Annotated in this window: 16 protein-coding genes; 9 read left to right on the top strand and 7 right to left on the bottom strand. The window is 58.0% G+C overall.

The features are described from left to right. The first annotated feature begins 14 nt into the window (after window positions 1-14). Window positions 15-968, top strand: coding sequence for a 4-hydroxybenzoate octaprenyltransferase (ubiA, locus tag IFT53_RS02035; RefSeq protein ID WP_192063527.1), 954 nt, complete (start codon window positions 15-17; stop codon window positions 966-968). Between the two features lie 60 nt (window positions 969-1028). On the opposite strand, the gene IFT53_RS02030 is transcribed toward ubiA, so the two are convergent. The 4 genes from IFT53_RS02030 to IFT53_RS02015 form a co-directional block, all read right to left on the bottom strand. Next, window positions 1029-1595 (bottom strand): DUF6101 family protein, encoded by a 567-nt coding sequence (locus tag IFT53_RS02030; protein WP_042618424.1) that lies wholly within the window; start codon window positions 1593-1595, stop codon window positions 1029-1031. Between the two features lie 445 nt (window positions 1596-2040). Then, window positions 2041-3468, bottom strand: coding sequence for an FAD-binding oxidoreductase (locus tag IFT53_RS02025; protein ID WP_192063528.1), 1428 nt, complete (start codon window positions 3466-3468; stop codon window positions 2041-2043). A gap of 9 nt (window positions 3469-3477) precedes the next feature. Then, complete coding sequence (locus IFT53_RS02020) at window positions 3478-4467, bottom strand: L-threonylcarbamoyladenylate synthase (RefSeq protein WP_192063529.1); 990 nt, start codon at window positions 4465-4467, stop codon at window positions 3478-3480. Window positions 4468-4573: 106 nt separating this feature from the next. Beyond that, on the bottom strand, window positions 4574-5182 hold the full coding sequence (locus IFT53_RS02015) for a DUF6656 family protein (protein WP_042618141.1): 609 nt from the start codon (window positions 5180-5182) through the stop codon (window positions 4574-4576). A 323-nt stretch (window positions 5183-5505) separates the two neighbouring features. On the opposite strand from IFT53_RS02015, the gene IFT53_RS02010 reads away from it, so the two are divergent. The 4 genes from IFT53_RS02010 (at window position 5506) to IFT53_RS01995 (ending at window position 9134) form a co-directional block, all read left to right on the top strand. After that, a complete protein-coding gene (locus tag IFT53_RS02010; protein ID WP_042618425.1) occupies window positions 5506-6750 on the top strand; it encodes an aromatic ring-hydroxylating oxygenase subunit alpha in 1245 nt (414 codons plus the stop codon). Beyond that, entirely contained in the window at window positions 6747-7835 is a 1089-nt protein-coding gene (locus IFT53_RS02005) for a hybrid-cluster NAD(P)-dependent oxidoreductase (protein ID WP_042618142.1), read from the top strand. Before IFT53_RS02010 ends, IFT53_RS02005 begins: the two co-directional genes overlap by 4 nt. A gap of 106 nt (window positions 7836-7941) precedes the next feature. Next, window positions 7942-8412 carry a BA14K family protein gene (locus IFT53_RS02000; RefSeq protein ID WP_192063530.1) on the top strand — a complete coding sequence of 157 codons (471 nt, stop codon included), beginning with the start codon at window positions 7942-7944 and terminating at the stop codon, window positions 8410-8412. Window positions 8413-8636: 224 nt separating this feature from the next. Further along, window positions 8637-9134 carry a BA14K family protein gene (locus IFT53_RS01995; protein ID WP_192063852.1) on the top strand — a complete coding sequence of 166 codons (498 nt, stop codon included), beginning with the start codon at window positions 8637-8639 and terminating at the stop codon, window positions 9132-9134. A 59-nt stretch (window positions 9135-9193) separates the two neighbouring features. On the opposite strand, the gene IFT53_RS01990 is transcribed toward IFT53_RS01995, so the two are convergent. Beyond that, window positions 9194-10189, bottom strand: a complete 996-nt coding sequence (locus tag IFT53_RS01990; RefSeq protein ID WP_192096926.1) for a transporter — start codon at window positions 10187-10189, stop codon at window positions 9194-9196. Window positions 10190-10438: 249 nt separating this feature from the next. Between IFT53_RS01990 and IFT53_RS01985 the strand changes: the two genes are divergently transcribed. The 3 genes from IFT53_RS01985 to IFT53_RS01975 all read left to right on the top strand — a co-directional run bounded on the left by IFT53_RS01985 (window position 10439) and on the right by IFT53_RS01975 (window position 13410). Further along, entirely contained in the window at window positions 10439-12223 is a 1785-nt protein-coding gene (locus IFT53_RS01985; RefSeq protein ID WP_192063531.1) for an acyl-CoA dehydrogenase, read from the top strand. Window positions 12224-12235: 12 nt separating this feature from the next. Further along, a complete protein-coding gene (locus IFT53_RS01980) occupies window positions 12236-12994 on the top strand; it encodes a crotonase/enoyl-CoA hydratase family protein (RefSeq protein ID WP_192063532.1) in 759 nt (252 codons plus the stop codon). Window positions 12995-13089: 95 nt separating this feature from the next. Continuing rightward, a complete protein-coding gene (locus IFT53_RS01975; protein WP_192063533.1) occupies window positions 13090-13410 on the top strand; it encodes a hypothetical protein in 321 nt (106 codons plus the stop codon). 3 nt (window positions 13411-13413) lie between these two features. Here the strand turns inward: IFT53_RS01975 and IFT53_RS01970 are convergent, their stop codons facing one another. After that, entirely contained in the window at window positions 13414-14664 is a 1251-nt protein-coding gene (locus tag IFT53_RS01970; RefSeq protein WP_192063534.1) for a class I SAM-dependent RNA methyltransferase, read from the bottom strand. Further along, the gene (locus IFT53_RS01965; protein WP_042618426.1) at window positions 14661-15413 is read right to left on the bottom strand and encodes a TlyA family RNA methyltransferase; all 753 of its coding nucleotides are present in this window, start codon (window positions 15411-15413) and stop codon (window positions 14661-14663) included. Before IFT53_RS01965 ends, IFT53_RS01970 begins: the two co-directional genes overlap by 4 nt. 252 nt (window positions 15414-15665) lie before the next feature. Between IFT53_RS01965 and IFT53_RS01960 the strand changes: the two genes are divergently transcribed. Continuing rightward, window positions 15666-17690 (top strand): methyl-accepting chemotaxis protein, encoded by a 2025-nt coding sequence (locus tag IFT53_RS01960; protein WP_192063535.1) that lies wholly within the window; start codon window positions 15666-15668, stop codon window positions 17688-17690. Window positions 17691-17724: the final 34 nt, after the last annotated feature.

Raw genomic sequence — 17724 nt, 5'->3', positions numbered from 1 at the left:
CGTAGAACGCAGATATGGCTGACCAAAGTGATCTTTCCGGTCGCGTTTCCGACGCACCATCCAACAATTGGGTCTATCGGATATTGCCGAGGACCCTTTGGCCCTATGCGCAGCTTGCCCGCTGGGACCGCCCCATTGGCTGGCAATTGCTGATGTGGCCCTGTTTCTGGTCGGCGGCCATGGCGGCCAATGCGGCGCAGAACATCGGCACCTTCTCCTGGGCCACGCTGCTGTTCCATCTTTTTCTGTTCTTCGCTGGCTCGGTTGCCATGCGGGGTGCCGGTTGCACCTATAACGACCTTGCCGATCACAAAATCGATATGGCGGTAGCGAGAACCCGTTCGCGCCCGCTTCCGTCTGGCAGGGTAACCCGCACACAGGCCAAGATCTTCATAGTGCTTCAGGCGCTCGTCGGCCTAGTGGTCCTCTTATGCTTTAACGGATTTGCCATTCTCGTTGGTCTGGCATCGCTGATCTTCGTCGCCATCTATCCCTTTGCCAAGCGCGTGACCAACTGGCCGCAGTTTTTCCTCGGTCTTGCCTTTTCCTGGGGTGCATTGATGGGCTGGGCCGGGCAATTCGGATCGCTCTCGATCTCGCCGTTCCTGCTCTATGTTGGCGCCATCGCCTGGACGATTGGTTACGACACGATCTACGCTCATCAGGACCGGGAAGACGACACGGCTGTGGGCATCGGCTCCACAGCGCTTCTGTTCGGGGAAAAGACAGGCACATGGCTTGTCGGCCTTTATGGTGCCGCGCTGGTCTTCATTTTTCTGGCTTTCGCCACAGCCGGTGTGGGTTGGCTTGGCTATGTCGGCCTTGCCACTGCGGCTTTCCTGCTGTTTCGGCAGGTCAGGATGCTCGATATCAACAATGTCGAGCAGTGCCTCGCTCTCTTCAAATCCAACAATCGGGTTGGGCTTTTGATTTTCGCCGGTCTGCTCTTGCCGCTCATCTTTGGTTGATACGAAAAACCCGGCTCCGTCTTGAAACGTGCCGGGCTTTGCGCGGAGGAAACTCTTGGATCAGCTGCGGGCGATGATTTCCTTGCCCTGGATGCGCATGGTCATGCCCAGCGAGCCGGTGTTACGACGCACGAGGAAGCGCGGACGGCGTTCTGCGAAATAGGAATGGCGACGGCGCGGGCGCGTGGTCTTGGTCCGCACCTGGCCGAGATGGTCCTCCAGCGGACGGGCAATGCCATCGGCCTCAACCATCAGCATGGGAATGCGGTAGGCTTCAGACCAGCTGCGCCAATCCGCTGCGATGTCGCACAGGTCGTGCGCCACCAGAAGGGGAATGCAAAGGTCTGGATCGTCATGATGAAGTTCGAGCGTCACGGTCACCTGACCATCACCATGGTCGATGGCGCGGGCGGCAACACCTTTGAAGGCACGGGCAGGAAGCGCGAAGGAAAGCGGAAGGCCACTGGAGTGGAGGACCTTGCGAAGCACAGCACCGCGTTCATCGAGCGTGATAGCGATATCGGTTGAACTCTTGTCCTTGCCATACGTCAGCTGCTGCGGGAACCGCGTTGGGTCGAGCCGGAGTGTCGCGCCTGCCCAGTCGGGCTTCAGAACAGTGTTGGTCATCATGCTATCCTTGTTTTACCTGAGAGCCGTTTCATGGCCTCGTCTGGGACTTTTCGTCCTCTGATAGGGTGAAGATAGCCGCCGCATCTTCGAGACAGCTTAAAAATCGAGGTTAAGAAAACTTTGCATTCCCAAATGGTTAGCAAAAGGCAGACCGATAGGGTTTCGAAATCCTGAATTGATCAGGCCACAATCATGCCAATGCCTGGCGCAAGCCTGCGCTATCCGGTTCCGTGATTTTATCGAAATGCACCTGTGCCGCCCCCGCGCCCATTGCCCTGAAAAACAGGGTGCGCAGGACAAATCGGTTCCGACAATGGTGAAAAACACCAAAGCCAAAAATGGGCGGGGATGATGGGTGCGGAGCCCAAAAAAGGGCACGCAATGCGCGTGCCCACTGGTGTTTCAGTGCGCTCCATTGCAGGACTGAGGCGGTGAAACCCCTTTAGACGCTTACAACCTTACCGGGGTTCATCACGCCCGCCGGGTCAAAAGCTGTCTTGATTCGGCGCATCAGTTCCAATTCGATACCCGGACGGATATCGGCAAGCTCATCACGCTTTAACTGTCCGATGCCGTGTTCGGCGGAAATCGAGCCACCATGGGAAAGCACGATGCCGTGGACGATGTGGTTGATCTCGCGCCAGCGGGCAATGAACTCAGCCTTATCGGCACCCACGGGCTGGGAGATGTTGTAGTGAATATTGCCATCGCCCAGATGCCCGAAAGCACAGATGCGCGCACCGGGCAGTGCCTGCATGACGGCGGCCTCCGCCTCTGCCATGAACACCGGTATCTTGGAGACCGGCACGGAAACATCATGCTTGATGGACCCACCCTCTGGCTTTTGCGCATCCGACATGCTTTCGCGCATGTGCCAAAGCGCCGTGCGCTGCGCGTCCGATGAGGCAATGACGGCATTCTGGACGACACCAGCCTCAAACCCTTTCTCCAGCAGGTCCTCAATCATGGTCTGCGCGGTTTCCGCCGTATCGGAGGTGGAGATATCAATGAGCGCATACCATGGATGCACCGTATCCAGCGGGTCGCGGACACCTGGAATATGCTTTGTGGTAAAGTCGATACCGATGCGGGGCATAAGCTCAAAGCCCGTGAGCGCCGCGCCACACAGCGTTGAGGCGCGATCAAACAGCTTCAAGGCATCTTCAGGTGAGTTGAGACCGGCAAAGGCAACCTGATGACCCCTAGGCTTGGGAAACAGCTTCAGCACCGCGCCGGTGATCACGCCAAGCGTACCTTCCGAACCGATAAAAAGGTCGCGCAGATCATAACCCGTATTGTCTTTCTTGAGGCGGCGCAGTCCATTCCAGATTTCGCCGGTTGGCAGAACCACCTCCAGCCCAAGGCAAAGCTGGCGCATATTTCCATAGGCAAGCACCGCCGTTCCGCCTGCATTGGTGGCAAGGTTTCCACCGATGCGGCAGGAGCCTTGAGAGCCGAGCGATAGCGGAAACATCCGCTCCACCTTTTCCGCTTCGGCATGGACCGTATCGAGAATGCAGCCACCATCCACGACAATGACATTGGCGACGGGATCAATATCGCGGACGCGGTTCATCCGCTCCAGCGACAGAATAACGTCACTTGCGCCGCTTCGCGGTGTCTGGCCGCCCACAAGGCCAGTGTTTCCGGTCTGGGGCACGATGGCCGTGCCGGTCTCGCTGGCAAGCTTCATGATGGCCGCCACTTCCTCGGTCGAGGCCGGTTTCAGCATCAATGATGACGTGCCTTTGTAAAGCCCGCGATTTTCCACCAGATGCGGGGCAAGATCAGCCTGGTCGCGCATGGCGTTCTTGTCGCCAACGATGGTTACGAAACGCTGGATCAGGTCATCGGGCAAGGCGGTCATCATTATCGGTCCTCAATCAGCTTCGTCAGGGCGGGGGGCAGCGGCACGCGCCAGCCGGTCGTTGATGGCTTCGCCAAGCCCCGTAACCGGAATGGGCGTAATAGCGATGCTGGTTGCACGGCTGGCATCGGCTTGTTTCAGATGGTCGAACAGGTTGACGGCGGCTTCCGCGAGATCGCCACTGCGGCTGAGATCAAGAACAATCGCGGCTTTGTCTTCGCCAACAATGGCTTCGTCACCAAAACGGATCAAGGCCTCGCCCGGCTGAACGGAAGCGGCATTCAGCCGCACCGCCGCGCCGGGCGCGTAGTGCGAGGCGAGCATGCCGGGAGCCTCTATGGTGGCAGACGCCTTTTCCGGGCGCACGAGTTTCGATCCCGCAACGCGCTCGATTTCTTCCGCCACCAATCCACCGGGACGGAGCAGGCGCACGGTGCCGTCCTGCTCGACCTTGATGATGGTGGATTCCACACCGACATCAGCCGCGCCGCCATCCAGAATAAGGCTGATCTTATCACCGAGGTCAGCTTCCACATGGGCAGCGCTGGTGGCGCTGATCTTGCCAGAACTGTTGGCGCTGGGTGCGGCGAGCGGCTTTCCGAAATGTTCGATCAGCGCGCTGGCAAAGCCCTTGGGAATGCGAATGCCGACAGTATCCAGACCGGCTGTGGCAAGCGAATGGATTGCGCCCCCCGCCTTCAACGGCAGAATGAGTGTGAGAGGCCCGGGCCAGAACGCCTCTGCCAGCTTTCGCGAGATGGGATCAAACACCGCATAATCTTCCGCCATCGCAATGCTGGCCATGTGGCAGATCAGCGGATTGAACTGCGGACGCCCCTTGGTTTCATAGATGCGGGCAATGGCAACAGGGTTGGTGGCATCTGCGGCAAGGCCATAGACCGTTTCCGTGGGAATGGCGACGGGATGGCCTGACGACAACACCTCAACGGCGTCGCGAAGCGCCGTTGCCCGGTCGTTTTCAATGTCGATATGACGCGCCATGAATGCTGCACCTTCCAGGGGCGCGCGGCCTTTGACGCCGCACAGTTTCGCGCGGCATGCTTTAGAGGTTTTCAGCCGGGTTGGAAAGCTGTTTGCCGCGTCAGTTTCAAAGTGTGCGGATGAACTTGCGCATCTCACTGGAGCGCGTGCCCAGCATCAGCACATTCTTCAGTGCAACCTTGGGGTCATGGGTGCGAAACAGCAGGCCATCGCGGTGAATGGTCTTGTCGATTTTCACCGACCTGTCACCGGCCACAGCCATTGCAACGGCAAAATACATGCGGGGATGCCGCGCATCGATGTTCTCGAAGAACTGGTCGTCGCCGCACAGTTCGGCAAAGAAATTGGCGAAATAGAACGACCAGATGACGGGGTTGCGCAGGTCGAAACTGGTGCGCGATGCCGTGACATGGCAATAGCCCAGATGTGGGCTCTCTTCGATGGTGCGGTGAAACACCATGTTGGGAAAGCGGATGGACTGGTGGAAGGAATTCAGCCTTGAATAGGTCAATTCGCCAGCCGTCTGAAGCTTGCGTCCGGTAATCTCGGCCACCTGCTCATGCGTCAGATAGCGATGCTCACGCGGAACCCATTTCTCTTCGTAACGGGCGATCTTGCCGGTGCGAAGGAAATCGGAATGGGCTGTTTTCGTGCGGGGAGGCGCGGGCTTGAGCGCGCTCGCATCAAAATAGCGTATCTGCGTGCTCTTTTCCATCGGAGAACTCCTATGCCGATTGAATTGTTTTACGTGAAGGAGGTTAAAAATTCCTTTTCGCGACACTGTCGCCATTAAAGATTATGGCGCACAATCCCGCGTCACATTGCGACGGATTTTCGTTTGATCGATCTATAAGCCACTGTTTCAGAACCAAAATCACGGGCCAAGGCCGATATCGTCCATGTCGCAAATTGTCGCCAATGCGGAAGCCGATGTCGCTGTATGTGGTGCTGAAGATGCGCGTGAATGGTTAGATAATCGCCATCACACGCGGGAGATGGCCCCTTGAAGGCTTGCCGCGACTTTTCGAGGACGTGGCCATGGATTTGCGCGACACCGTATTGCGGCAACTGAAAAACCGTCGTGAGGGTTTTACCCTTGAGCAGCCTTTCTACGTGGATCAGGATTATTTCCAGCTGGACATGGAAAACATCTGGTACCGCGACTGGCTGTTTGTGGCCCATGATTGCGAAGTGCCGAAGGCCGGAACCTATATGACAGTTCAGATCGGTGACTACTCCGTGGTCATCGTGCGCGGCCGGGATGGTGCCATCCGCGCCTTCCATAACTCCTGTCGCCATCGCGGTTCACGCGTCTGCACTAGCCATAAGGGCCAGTCGGCCCGTCTGGTCTGTCCCTACCACCAGTGGACCTATGATCTGGATGGCAAGCTGCTGTTTGCGCGTCATATGGGCGATGATTTCGACAAGGGCGAGTTTGGCCTTAAGCCCATCGCCTGTGAGACGGTGGCCGGATACGTCTTCATCTGTCTGGCCGAAAAGCCCGCCGATTTCGCGCCGGTTCGTGCCGAAATCGAGGGCTATATGGCACCGCACCGTGTGTGGGAGGCAAAGGTCGCCCATGAAAGCACAATCATCGAAAAGGGCAATTGGAAGCTCGTCTGGGAAAACAACCGCGAGTGCTACCATTGCGCCGCCAACCACCCGGAACTGTGCCGCACCTATCCTGAAAACCCGAGCGTGACCGGGACTGACGGCGGCGCGAGCGATCCTGAAATCGGCGGCCACTGGGCACGCTGCGAGGCTGCGGGTCTTCCGAGCCGCTTCAAGATCGATCCCAAGGGCCAGTTCCGTGTGGCGCGTATGCCGCTGATTGGTGATGCCGAGAGCTACACCATGTCCGGCAAGCGCGCCGTGCGTCGCCCGCTGTCGGATGATGTTACGATTGACCATATCGGCACGCTGCTTCTGTTCCATTACCCGACGACCTGGAACCATTTCCTCGGCGACCACCTGATTTCCTTCCGTGTGCTGCCACTCGGACCAATGGAAACGCAGGTCACAACCAAGTGGCTGGTGCATAAGGATGCGGTGGAAGGGGTCGATTATGATATCGAAAACCTGACCCATGTCTGGAACGAGACCAATGATCAGGACCGCCGCATTGTCGAGGAAAATGCCTTCGGCATTCGCTCCCCTGCCTATGAGCCGGGTCCTTACTCCATGGAAGATGAGGGCGGCGTCATGCAGTTCGTCAACTGGTATGCGGATTTCATGATCGACCGCCTGACCGGCGACGAGAAAAAACTGTCGGCTGTCGCATGACCTTTTCCAGCATCGCAACGACATACAAGCATATTGATGAGATGAAGCCTTGGAGCGACAAGCTCCATCTGCTGGAGTGCATCTCCGTTACGCCTGAAACACCAGATGTGATGACCTTCCTGTTTCGCTCCGAAGGCACCAACTGGTTTCGCTATCTGCCGGGCCAGTTTGTGACGCTGGAACTGCCTGTTGGCCCGGAGCCGCTGTTCCGAACCTACACGCTCTCCTCCAGCCCGTCGCGACCCTACGCGCTTGCCGTGACCGTGAAGGCGCAGGCCACGAGCATCGGAACGCGCTGGATGTTCAACAACCTGAAGCCCGGAATGAAGATCCGTGCGTTGGGGCCGCTGGGCGACTTTTCCTATGTGCGGCACCCCGGAGACAAATATCTGTTCATCTCCGCAGGCTCTGGCGTGACGCCGATGATGTCGATGGTGCGTGATATGAGTGACCGCGCACCGCAAAGCGATATTTCCTTCATCAACTGCTCACGCTCTCCTTCCGACATCGTCTTCCGCCATGAGCTGGAATATCTGGCGCGCTTCATGCCCAACCTGTCGCTCGGCTTCATCGTTGAAAACTGCGGGCGCACGGATCTGTGGTCCGGTCTGAAGGGCATGGTGGACAAGGCCAAGATCGCGCTGCTGTCGCATGACTTTATGGATCGCACGGTGTTTTGCTGTGGGCCGGAACCCTTTATGGCGGCCATCCGCTCCATGCTGGAAGCATCCGGCTTCGATATGGCGCGTTATCATCAGGAAAGCTTTTCTCCCGCGGCTCCCGTTGCTGTCGGTGCAAGCGATTTGCCCGACGATGGCGAAGTGCTGGCCAAAATCAACTTCACACTGTCCGGCAAGGACGTGCCATGCCAGTCAGGCCAGACCATTTTGATGACGGCGCGTGCGGCGGGTGTGCGCATCGGTGCCGCCTGCGAGTCCGGTATCTGCGGAACATGCCGTGTTCTGAAGCTTTCCGGCGAGGTTGAGATGAACCACAATGGCGGCATTCTGGATGAGGAAATCGAGGAAGGCTATATTCTCGCCTGTTGTTCGAGGCCCCTCACAGATGTTCAAGTAGAGGCCTGATTATACTTGTTCCATTTTGCGCAATGGAACCAAAAGCAACCTTCTCCGTTATTGTGACAATGGAAGCGCGGTCTTAACGCGCATCACAATACGGAGAACATCCAAAATGAATTTGCGCAAAACGAGCATCGCTACAGCGGTCATCATGCTCATGACGAGCTTCACGCCATCGCAGGCATTCCAAGTGCCCGTTCCCATGCAGAAGCCTGCACAGACGACGATGGCCGATAATGTCGTTCAGGTGCAGTACCGTCGCGACGAGCGCCGTATCTATCGGGATCGTAGCTTCCGTGGCCGCGATCGTGATTACCGCCGCTCAATGGCGCGCCGCGATTATTACAACGGCCACCGTGGCTACCGTGACCGTCGCCCAGGCTACCGTCAGCACAACGGCATGTGGTTCCCGCTTGCAGCATTTGCCACAGGCGCAATCATCGGCGGTGCAATGTCGCAGGGCCGTCCTGCCTACGGCAACAGCCATCAGCAATATTGCGCAAGCCGCTACCGTTCGTATCGCGCATCCGACAATACATTCCAGCCTAACAATGGCCCGCGCAGACAGTGCGTATCCAACTAACAGTGTTTTTGAAAGGGCCCGGCATATGTCGGGCCTTTCTCATTTTATTTAATGAGACCCCATCAATTGACTGTGAATGCGCTGTTAATGCTGGGTTCAGCTAAGTATTTATAAGTTGAGTAACATATAAAATCAGCCCGCATCGCGGGTGATAAGACCAAGAAGAAAACATCGTTGTTCACAATGCACCGGCAGAGTAACCGGTCGTGGATGGAGGAAATCAGATGCAGAATTATATGAAAACAGTTTGGGCCGTAGGCTTCTCTGTTCTGGCTGTAACGGGCTCAATCGTTCCCGCGCAGGCCATGCCAATCAAGGTTGCTCCACCAGCCGTGGAAAAAGCCGATGACGGCGTTGTCAACGTTCAGTACTGGCGCGACCGTGGATACCGGCGCGATTATGGCGGCGGTTATTATCGCGGCCACCGTGGCTACCGCGAATATCGCCCGGGCTATCGCCATCACAACGGTTACTGGTTCCCGCTGGCGGCTTTCGGTGCCGGTGCAATCATCGGCGGTGCGCTCGCGCAGCCTCGCGAAGTCTACCGTCCGGTGCCTGAATATCGCCCACGTCCGGTTTACCGCCCAGTACCGCGCGCTTATGGCGTGAGCCAGAGCCACGTGAACTGGTGCTTTGGCCGTTACCGCTCTTACGATGCCGGTAGCAACACCTTCCAGCCGTATAACGGCCCACGTCAGACCTGCTATTCGCCTTACAGCTGATCGCCCGCTTATCAATCTTGAAAACGCCGCCCCGATGTCTCGGGGCGGCGTTTCCGCGTTTACAGAATTCCCACCCTGCGTATCAGCACCCATGCCAGCAAAATGGATGCGACAATGAAGCTGGCCGCATAGAATGTGCCGCTTGCGCCCTCGGTGAAGGGCAGGGCTGATGTGTTCATGCCGAAAAAGCCTGTCACCAGCGTTGGCGGCAAGAGAAACGCTGTCATGAGCGAGAGAATATAAAGATGGCGGTTGGTTTCGGACGAAAGCTTGGAATCGACTTCTTCATGCAAAAGCCTTGCCCGTTCCTGCAAGGCATAGACATCATGATCGATGGCTTCCAGACGACCCGTCAGCCGCGCGGCGATATCTTCGAAACCGGGTGGCATTTCGTCTTCATCCGCAGCCGAGGCCCGGCGCATCAATGTTAGGACCGTGCGCAGATGCCGGTGAAGGCGCACAACGGTGCGGCGCACGGGTGCAAGCCTGCGCCGTTCATCCCGTGGGGTGGAGTCGTAGACGATATCCTCGATGGAATTCAGCTCTTCCGTCGTTTCCATGATGAGCGCGATCAGGCTGCGCTGAAACTCGGCAACCAGTCCCTCAAACACATGCGATGGCGTGGAATAGCGTTTCGGGTTCTTGTCGATCGCGGCGCGGAGCCGGTCCACGGAACGCAATGGCTGGAGCCGTGTGGTGATGATGAAGCGTTCGCCCAGCGCAAAATGCAGCCAGCCAATGTCGCGTGTTTCCTGATCGAATTCGCGCTGGAAATCCACCAGCGTTCCATGCAACGCGCCATCATCCACCACAATGGAAGGATGCGTTTCATGGGTGGTCAGGCTCGCCTTCATGCTCTCATCAAGGCCCTGAAGGGTTTCCAGAAAGCCCGTGACGCGTGAGTCGGCAAGGTTAAGGTGCAGCCAGAAGAACCCGTCTTCGGTTTGCAATTCGCTAAAGGCGACATCCGGCGGCAATCGCGTGCATGCCTGAGCGCCCGGGCTGAAGCGATAGGCCCAGACGAGACCGGGTATGGCTGGATGGGGAATGTCCATGGTCGTAAATCCTGAAACGCAATCGCGGGCGGGCAGCGGAGCGCAATCCGCTTGTGCGACATATCATGCAGACCAGAGTTTTGCGAAGGTTTGATTACGGCTATCGTTGCCGCGGGCTAGGCAAGCGCCGATTTTGGCTGAGAGCGAGAAGTTGAGCATCTCTTAGATTTTTCAAATTGACGTTTACGTAAAAATCAATTAGCCCCAGAGGCTATCGCATTGCAAGCTGACGCTTCGGGAGGAGGCAGGATGTATATCGCACCGGTAGACGATATCGCTTTTACGCTGAAACATGTGGCAGGTCTCAAAGCCGCGCTCGAAGAGGGCGCTTTCGGCGATCTCGATGAAGACACGGTCGATGCCATTCTCCATGAAGCGGGTCGCTTTGCCTCCGATGAGGTCGCACCGCTTGGCGATATTGGCGACAAGCAAGGCTCGAAGCTCGTGGATGGTGCGGTGCGCACGCCCGATGGCTGGGCCGATCTGTATCGCCGCTGGGCGGAAGGTGGCTGGAACGGCCTGACAGCGCCGGAAGAATTTGGCGGGCAGGCGCTGCCGCATCTTCTGAATGTCGCCGCGCTCGAAATGTGGAACTCCGGTTCCATGGCCTTTGCGCTGTGCCCCACGCTTACCATGGGTGCTGTCGAAGCGATCGCGGCCCATGGCAGCAGCGAACTCAAGGCGACCTATCTCGAAAAGTTGGTGTCCGGCACATGGACCGGCACGATGAACCTGACCGAACCGCACGCCGGATCGGATCTTGCAGCCTTGAAGAGCCGGGCAGAACGCGCCGCTGACGGAAGCTACCGTATCTTCGGCCAAAAAATATATATTACCTGGGGCGAGCACGACGCTGCCGAAAATATCATCCATCTGGTTCTGGCCCGCCTTCCGGATGCGCCTGCGGGAACACGCGGCATTTCCCTGTTTCTGGTGCCGAAATTCCTTCCCGACGAGGCTGGAAATCCCGGCGAGCGCAACGACCTCTTCTGCCATGCATTGGAGCACAAGCTCGGCATTCACGGCTCTCCTACTTGCACGATGATTTTTGGCGACGGACGCTATGGGGCCGAAAAAGGTGCTATTGGCTGGATCGTTGGTGAGGAAAACAAGGGTTTGGCCTGCATGTTCACCATGATGAACAATGCGCGTCTGGCCGTTGGTATGCAGGGCGTTGCCATCTGCGAGGCGGCCACGCAAAAGGCCATTGCCTACGCAAAAGAGCGCACACAGGGCAAGGCTCCCGGCACCCAAGCCGTGGGCATGAGCCCGATCATCGAGCATCCCGATATTGCCAGAACGCTTTTGACGATGAAGGCGCTGACGCAAGGGTCGCGGGCCATCTCCTTCTCCTGCGCCCACGCCACAGACATGAGCCATGCCCGGAGCGAACCGGCTGAGCGAAAATTCTGGCAGGAGCGCGCTGCCCTTCTGACACCGATTGCAAAATCCTTTTCGACCGATGCCGGGGTAGACGTCGCATCGCTTGGCATACAGGTGCATGGCGGCATGGGCTTCATCGAGGAAACGGGTGCTGCCCGTTACCTGCGCGATGCCCGCATCGCCCCGATCTATGAGGGCACAAACGGCATTCAGGCCATCGATCTGGTCATGCGCAAATTGCCGCTCTCCGAAGGCAATCATGTTCGCGGCTTCATCGCGGAACTGAAAGAGCAGTCACAGGCCGTGCGCGCCGCCAACAATCCTGAGCTTGGTGAAACAGCCCGCTATCTCGACCAGAGTATTGCTGATCTTGAGCATGCAACGGAATGGCTGCTCGCCACGCTTGCCAAGGGTGAAACGGCGGCTGTTCTGGCCGGTGCCACGCCTTACCAGCGTCTGTTCGGTTTGGCGCTAACGGGTGTCTATCTGGCCAAGGGTGCGCTGGTGTCAGTCGATGACGGGCAGGGGGCAAAGCGTGTTGCCCTATGTCGCTTCACCGCTGAAAACCTGCTGGCGGAAACATCTGCCTTGAAGGACCGCGTGATCTCAGGTGCTGCGAGCCTTGAAGCCGCCCGCACCGTGCTGGGTTGAGGAGAGCTATCCATGGCTGCCGATCCTATTCTCGTTGAACGTCCGCAGGCTGCACCCGGCGTGCAGGTCATTCGCTTCAACCGGCCCGAAAAGAAAAACGCGATCACGGATGCGATGTACCGCACCATGATCGATGCCTTGCAGGCGGCGGATGAGGATGCCGATATTCGCGCCATCGCTTTTCTCGGCTCCAATGGCTGCTTTTCGGCCGGAAACGACATGGCCGATTTCATGGCCTTCGCCATGTCTGGCGGCAAGGGACGATTGGCGGCTGCAGATTTTCTGCACGCCCTGGTGGGCGTCCAGAAACCCATCGTTTCCGGCGTGGATGGCCTTGCCATCGGCATCGGCACGACGCTGCACTTGCATTGCGATCTGACGGTCGCGTCGAGCCGCAGCCTGTTCAAAACACCCTTCGTGGATCTCGCACTGGTGCCGGAAGCGGCCTCCAGTCTGCTCGTGCCGCGCATCATGGGGCATCAGCGCGCCTTTGCTATGCTGGCTGCCGGTGAGGCCTTTTCTGCGGAACAGGCGCTTGCCGCAGGGTTGATCTGGAAAGTGGTTCCCGAGGCTGAAGTCGAGAGCGAGACGCTGAAGATCGCTTCGTCACTTGCGGCAAAGCCTCCGCAGGCATTAAAAATCGCCCGGGATTTGCTGCGTGGAGATGTGGCCGAGGTACGCGCGCGCATCGATGCCGAGATCGTGCATTTTGCAGCACAATTGCAAAGCGCTGAAGCCAGAGCCGCCTTTGAGGCATTCATGCGCCGTTAAGCGTGGACGTTGAAAATAGGCGGGTCTTATGGAATTGCTGGCAAAGGCAGTTTAGTCTTTGCGCAAACTGCCTGTCTTTCAAGAAAGCCTGTAACATGCGCCCCATCGTGCTTGCCACGCTCGCCCTCATGTCTCTCTCCAGCATTGCGCAAGCGGCAAGCGTTCTGCCACTGCAAGTGCCGCAGGCGCACCAGAGCGATGTGGTCGAGGTCCAGAACTACAACAGCCAGTCCAGGCGGCCTGATCGAAACAACAATTCCGACCGCCGCTATCAGCGTTTCGTCTGTGTGGTGACGCCACCCGATAGCGCCAATCGCTCCCGCCCTTACGTCTGCCCCGTTCAGCAGGGCCGCGTGGGCGGACGTTGCCGCTGCAACGGTGTCGTTGGCAGCGGCAATATCGATACGGCCTGGTAAGGCCTATTTTTCGAGCGTAGCAACCGCTTCCACATGCGGCGACCATAGAAACTGGTCAACAGGCGTCACCTTGGTGATGCGGTATCCGCCCTCGACCAGAATGGCGAGATCCCGCGCCAGCGATAGCGGATTGCAGCTGACGGCAACAATCTTCTTGACGGTGCTGCGCGCCAGTTCCTTGCACTGGGCTTCGGCTCCCGCGCGTGGTGGATCGAAAACCACCGCGTCGTAGTTTTTCAGTTCTTTGGCTGTCAGTGCGTGGCGGAACAGGTCGCGCTTTTCAATGGTCACGGGCTTCAGGCCTTGCGTATTGCGGGCAGCAAGATCCAGCGCCTTCAGCGCCTTTTCCTCGGCTTCGACCGCGTGCACCTTGCCCAGACGCGCAAGGCGAAGCGCAAACGTGCCGGAGCCACAGAACAGATCGGCAATGCGTTTGGATTTGCCCACATGCTCCAGCACGAGTGCCGCCATGGCATCTTCTGCCTGGCGGGTGGCCTGTGCAAAGCCGCCGGATGGAGGGGAAATTGCAATGCCATCGAAATCGATCATCGGCTTTTGTGGCTCGATCAGGATTTCACCCGACAGCGACACACGCGAGATGCCGCGCATGGAGAGCACGGTCTCTGTGACCGCCCGGCGCTGCTTGTCATTGGCAGACTTGATGCCTTCAAACGCAATATCCAACCCGGACAGCGTTTCCATCACGGCGATCCGGAAGGGCTCCGCATTGGATGCGAGCGGCAGGCTGATGGCTCTGATAGCATCGAGTCGCGACACGATACCATCCGAGCTGACGGGACATTCCTCGATAGCGACGATGTGGTGGCTGTTGGCTTGGCTGAAGCCTAGAAGCATGCCTTTTTCAGTTTTTCGGGCGGTAAAGACGACACGGCGTCTCTCGCCCGGGCGACAGTGCACAAGCGTTTCCACCGGCACATCCAGCCCTTTGGACTTCAACGCCGCGACCACGAGGCTGCGCTTGAACACGTGATAGGGCTCATCGGCCATATGTTGCAGCGAACAGCCGCCGCAGGTGCCGTTTTTCCCATCCGGCCCAAAGTGGCGGCAGGCGGGTTCGCGACGCTCGGGTGCTGGCGTGGTGATGGACATGACCATGCCCTGATCCTTGACCCGGGCAATCGCTACCGTTTCGCCGGGCAGAGCAAATGGAACGTAGATCGGTCCATCTGACCCATGCACGATGCCGTCGCCCTGTGCGCCGAGGCTCTGTATTGTGACCGTCTGGGTTGTCATGGCTTGCGGCCTCCGAGAAGATATTCCTCATTTCCATCGCCACCGGCAATGGGGGAGGGAATAAGGCCAAGGCTGACCCAGCCCATATCTTCCACCAGCCAGCGTTCAAGCTCTGCGGCGACGGCAGGTGCCGTTTCAGGTTCTTTCAGAAGACCAGCCTTGCTGATCGCGTCGCGTCCTGCTTCAAACTGTGGCTTTACCAGAAGAACGGCAAGCGCACCCGGCTCTGCCAGTTCCAGCGCAGGTGCCAGTGCCAGCTTGAGCGAGATGAAAGACACATCCGAAACGATGAAGCTGATCGGACGGTTGTCGATATCGTCGCTGGTCAGGAAACGTGCGTTGAAACCTTCGATGCTGGTCACGCGTCTGTCGTTTTCGATGCGCGGGTGGATCTGGCCATGGCCGACATCGATGGACGTTACGTGGGACGCACCGCGTTTTAGCAGAACCTCGGTGAAGCCGCCCGTCGACGCGCCGACGTCAAGACATTCGAGATTGCGTGGGTCGAGCTGGAAATGATCCAGTGCGGCGACCAGCTTGAGGGCGCCGCGTGAGACGTAATCCTGAGCAGGATCGCTGATCTCGAAGACGACATTTCCGGGAAATGTCAGGCTTGGCTTGGTCACAACCTTGCCGTTGACGCGCACGGTTCCGCGCGCGACGGCGTCCCGGGCGCGAGAGCGGCTGGCGAACAGACCGCGTGAGACTAGAAGCTGGTCCAGTCGGTGATTTTCAGATGAATGAGACATAGCCGTGTCAATGACTGTCAAAAGCCCGGAAAGCAAGCGTTTTGTGATGTCGTGCTGGCCCGGCCTACACCGGTTTGTCTACAGGGTGACACGTCTGGTTTAAGCGAAAATAAACGGCTTGGTGCAATGTTGGCGCGAAGCTGAGTTCCGGCGCACCAATTTTGCCATGATGGCACCTATTCCCGAACAAATGACGCGATGTCAGTGGCCGTTTGGCCTTGCCTCACACCTGACGTATCGAGAGATTTCGTGATGTCTTTAAAAAATTTACCTATCATCCTGAAGCTTATCGCAACCTTTATCGCCTTGATGGCTGTCTGCCTTGTCGCAACGGCTGTCGTGTTTTGGCAAACACTTGAAGCCAAACGCATTTCTGAAGAGCAGACCAACATCAGCAACATCGTTTTGACGGTCGATTCTGCGCTGGCTGCGATGCTGGAACAGGCGGTCAACCAACGTGGCTACATTCTTTTCCGCAGCGATAGCACCTATAATGACGTGTTTTCACAGCGGGCGTTGATGTTGAAAAAGCTGGATGAAGCGCGTGGCTTTGCCGCGGGCCAGGCAGATATTCTGAAATCTATCGACGAGATGCAAAACACGGCAACCGTCTTCTACACACAACTGATCGAGCCCCAGATGGCGGCCCGCAAGAACACCGAGGCCTCGATTTCGGAGGTCATCGAAATTGGGCGCAGCAATGGCAAAGGGCAGTTGGATGCCTTCCGCGCTGCCGCCGCCAAGATCAAGTCAGAGCTTGCAGCGACGTCTCAAGCCAATGTGGCGGCACAGGCTGCGGCGCATGACAATCTTCGCCTTGCCCTTGTAGGCGGCGGTGCAGTGGCCGGTATTGTTGCTGTTCTGTTGATTTGGGCTCTTTCTCGCACAATCGTTTCCCCGATTGTCGGCATGACCAACGCCATGGGCCGCCTTGCTGGTGGTGATATGAGCGTTGAGGTTCCAGCCGTGGACCGTGGCGATGAAGTGGGCAAGATGGCGCAGGCTGTTCTGGTCTTCAAGGAAGCCGGTATCGAGAAGTCTCGCCTTGCGGGTGAAGGTGACAGAATGCGCGCAGCGACAGAAGCTGACCGCCGCCGCGACGAACTCGAAAAGTCAAGGATGGAGGCCGAGCAGACATTCGCTCGCGATGAGCTTGCCAAGGGTCTTGAGGCTTTGGCGGATGGAAATCTGGTTTACCGGATTGATTCGCCATTCACGGAGTTCGTCGAGCCACTTCGCATCAATTTCAACAACTCGCTTGAGAAGCTTCAGGGCACAATGCGCAAGGTTGGTGAAAATGCGTCGGCCATCAATGCCGGGGCAGCTGAAATGCTCTCTTCGGCCGATGACCTGTCGCGCCGTACCGAGCAGCAGGCTGCCTCTATCGAAGAAACGGCAGCAGCCCTCGAAGAAATCACCACGACGGTCAATGACAGCGCCAAGGGCGCCGAAGAGGCAAGCGCACTGGTGCAGCGTGCACGCTCTGGCGCTGAAAAGTCCGGCACTGTTGTCCGCAATGCCGTTTCCGCCATGCAGGCCATTGAACATTCATCCAGCGAAATCACCAGCATCATCGGCGTTATCGACGATATTGCCTTCCAGACCAACCTTCTGGCGTTGAACGCGGGTGTTGAAGCTGCCCGCGCGGGTGAAGCGGGCAAGGGCTTTGCCGTTGTCGCGCAGGAGGTGCGCGAACTGGCGCAGCGTTCAGCCAAGGCGGCCAAGGAGATCAAGGTGCTGATCAGCGCCTCCAGCCAGCAGGTTGAAAACGGTGTGAACCTGGTTGGCGAAACCGGCAAGGCTCTGGAACTCATCATTGCTGAAGTTGAGGAAATCAACGCCCACGTCACCACCATCGTGACGGCTTCCCGCGAGCAGGCAACCGGCTTGCAGGAGATCAACACCGCCGTCAACACGATGGATCAGGGCACGCAGAAAAATGCTGCCATGGTGGAAGAGCAGACCGCAGCCAGCCACACGCTTGCGCGAGAAGCACAGGCCCTGAACGAACTCATCGGTCAGTTCAATCTTGGCAACGGCGTGCCTGTCGCCAAACCCGTTTCTCCTGTGCCCCACAGCGCACCGCGCACCGCCTCTGCATCCGCGCCAAAGCCTGTCTATTCGCCAGCACCACGTCCGGCCGCGAAGATCGCAAAGCCGACAGCCCGCCCGGTCCCTTCTCCGGCCCGCGCACTCGGGCAGAGCCTAGAAAAAGCCTTTGCCGCTGCCCCCGATACCTCTGCCAAACCTGCCGCGCAGGATTGGGAAGAGTTCTGAGAAACAGGCGCAAGCTGACCTGCAAAACCCGCCG

The organism is Rhizobium sp. CFBP 13644, assembly GCF_014842165.1.
Classification (GTDB): domain Bacteria; phylum Pseudomonadota; class Alphaproteobacteria; order Rhizobiales; family Rhizobiaceae; genus Agrobacterium; species Agrobacterium tumefaciens_C.
The sequence above is the reverse complement of the archived record's forward strand: the minus strand, read 5'-3'. Positions and strand labels throughout refer to the sequence as shown.

What these genes read in the sequence shown, in the direction of transcription:
- IFT53_RS02005 (WP_042618142.1), top strand. Translation starts at nt 6,747, where the DNA reads ATGACCTTTTCCAGCATCGCAACGACATACAAGCATATTGATGAGATG.
- IFT53_RS01990 (WP_192096926.1), bottom strand. Translation starts at nt 10,189, where the DNA reads ATGGACATTCCCCATCCAGCCATACCCGGTCTCGTCTGGGCCTATCGC.
- IFT53_RS02000 (WP_192063530.1), top strand. Translation starts at nt 7,942, where the DNA reads ATGAATTTGCGCAAAACGAGCATCGCTACAGCGGTCATCATGCTCATG.
- IFT53_RS02030 (WP_042618424.1), bottom strand. Translation starts at nt 1,595, where the DNA reads ATGACCAACACTGTTCTGAAGCCCGACTGGGCAGGCGCGACACTCCGG.
- IFT53_RS02010 (WP_042618425.1), top strand. Translation starts at nt 5,506, where the DNA reads ATGGATTTGCGCGACACCGTATTGCGGCAACTGAAAAACCGTCGTGAG.
- IFT53_RS02020 (WP_192063529.1), bottom strand. Translation starts at nt 4,467, where the DNA reads ATGGCGCGTCATATCGACATTGAAAACGACCGGGCAACGGCGCTTCGC.
- IFT53_RS01980 (WP_192063532.1), top strand. Translation starts at nt 12,236, where the DNA reads ATGGCTGCCGATCCTATTCTCGTTGAACGTCCGCAGGCTGCACCCGGC.
- ubiA (WP_192063527.1), top strand. Translation starts at nt 15, where the DNA reads ATGGCTGACCAAAGTGATCTTTCCGGTCGCGTTTCCGACGCACCATCC.
- IFT53_RS01995 (WP_192063852.1), top strand. Translation starts at nt 8,637, where the DNA reads ATGCAGAATTATATGAAAACAGTTTGGGCCGTAGGCTTCTCTGTTCTG.
- IFT53_RS02015 (WP_042618141.1), bottom strand. Translation starts at nt 5,182, where the DNA reads ATGGAAAAGAGCACGCAGATACGCTATTTTGATGCGAGCGCGCTCAAG.
- IFT53_RS02025 (WP_192063528.1), bottom strand. Translation starts at nt 3,468, where the DNA reads ATGATGACCGCCTTGCCCGATGACCTGATCCAGCGTTTCGTAACCATC.
- IFT53_RS01960 (WP_192063535.1), top strand. Translation starts at nt 15,666, where the DNA reads ATGTCTTTAAAAAATTTACCTATCATCCTGAAGCTTATCGCAACCTTT.
- IFT53_RS01975 (WP_192063533.1), top strand. Translation starts at nt 13,090, where the DNA reads ATGCGCCCCATCGTGCTTGCCACGCTCGCCCTCATGTCTCTCTCCAGC.
- IFT53_RS01985 (WP_192063531.1), top strand. Translation starts at nt 10,439, where the DNA reads ATGTATATCGCACCGGTAGACGATATCGCTTTTACGCTGAAACATGTG.
- IFT53_RS01970 (WP_192063534.1), bottom strand. Translation starts at nt 14,664, where the DNA reads ATGACAACCCAGACGGTCACAATACAGAGCCTCGGCGCACAGGGCGAC.
- IFT53_RS01965 (WP_042618426.1), bottom strand. Translation starts at nt 15,413, where the DNA reads ATGTCTCATTCATCTGAAAATCACCGACTGGACCAGCTTCTAGTCTCA.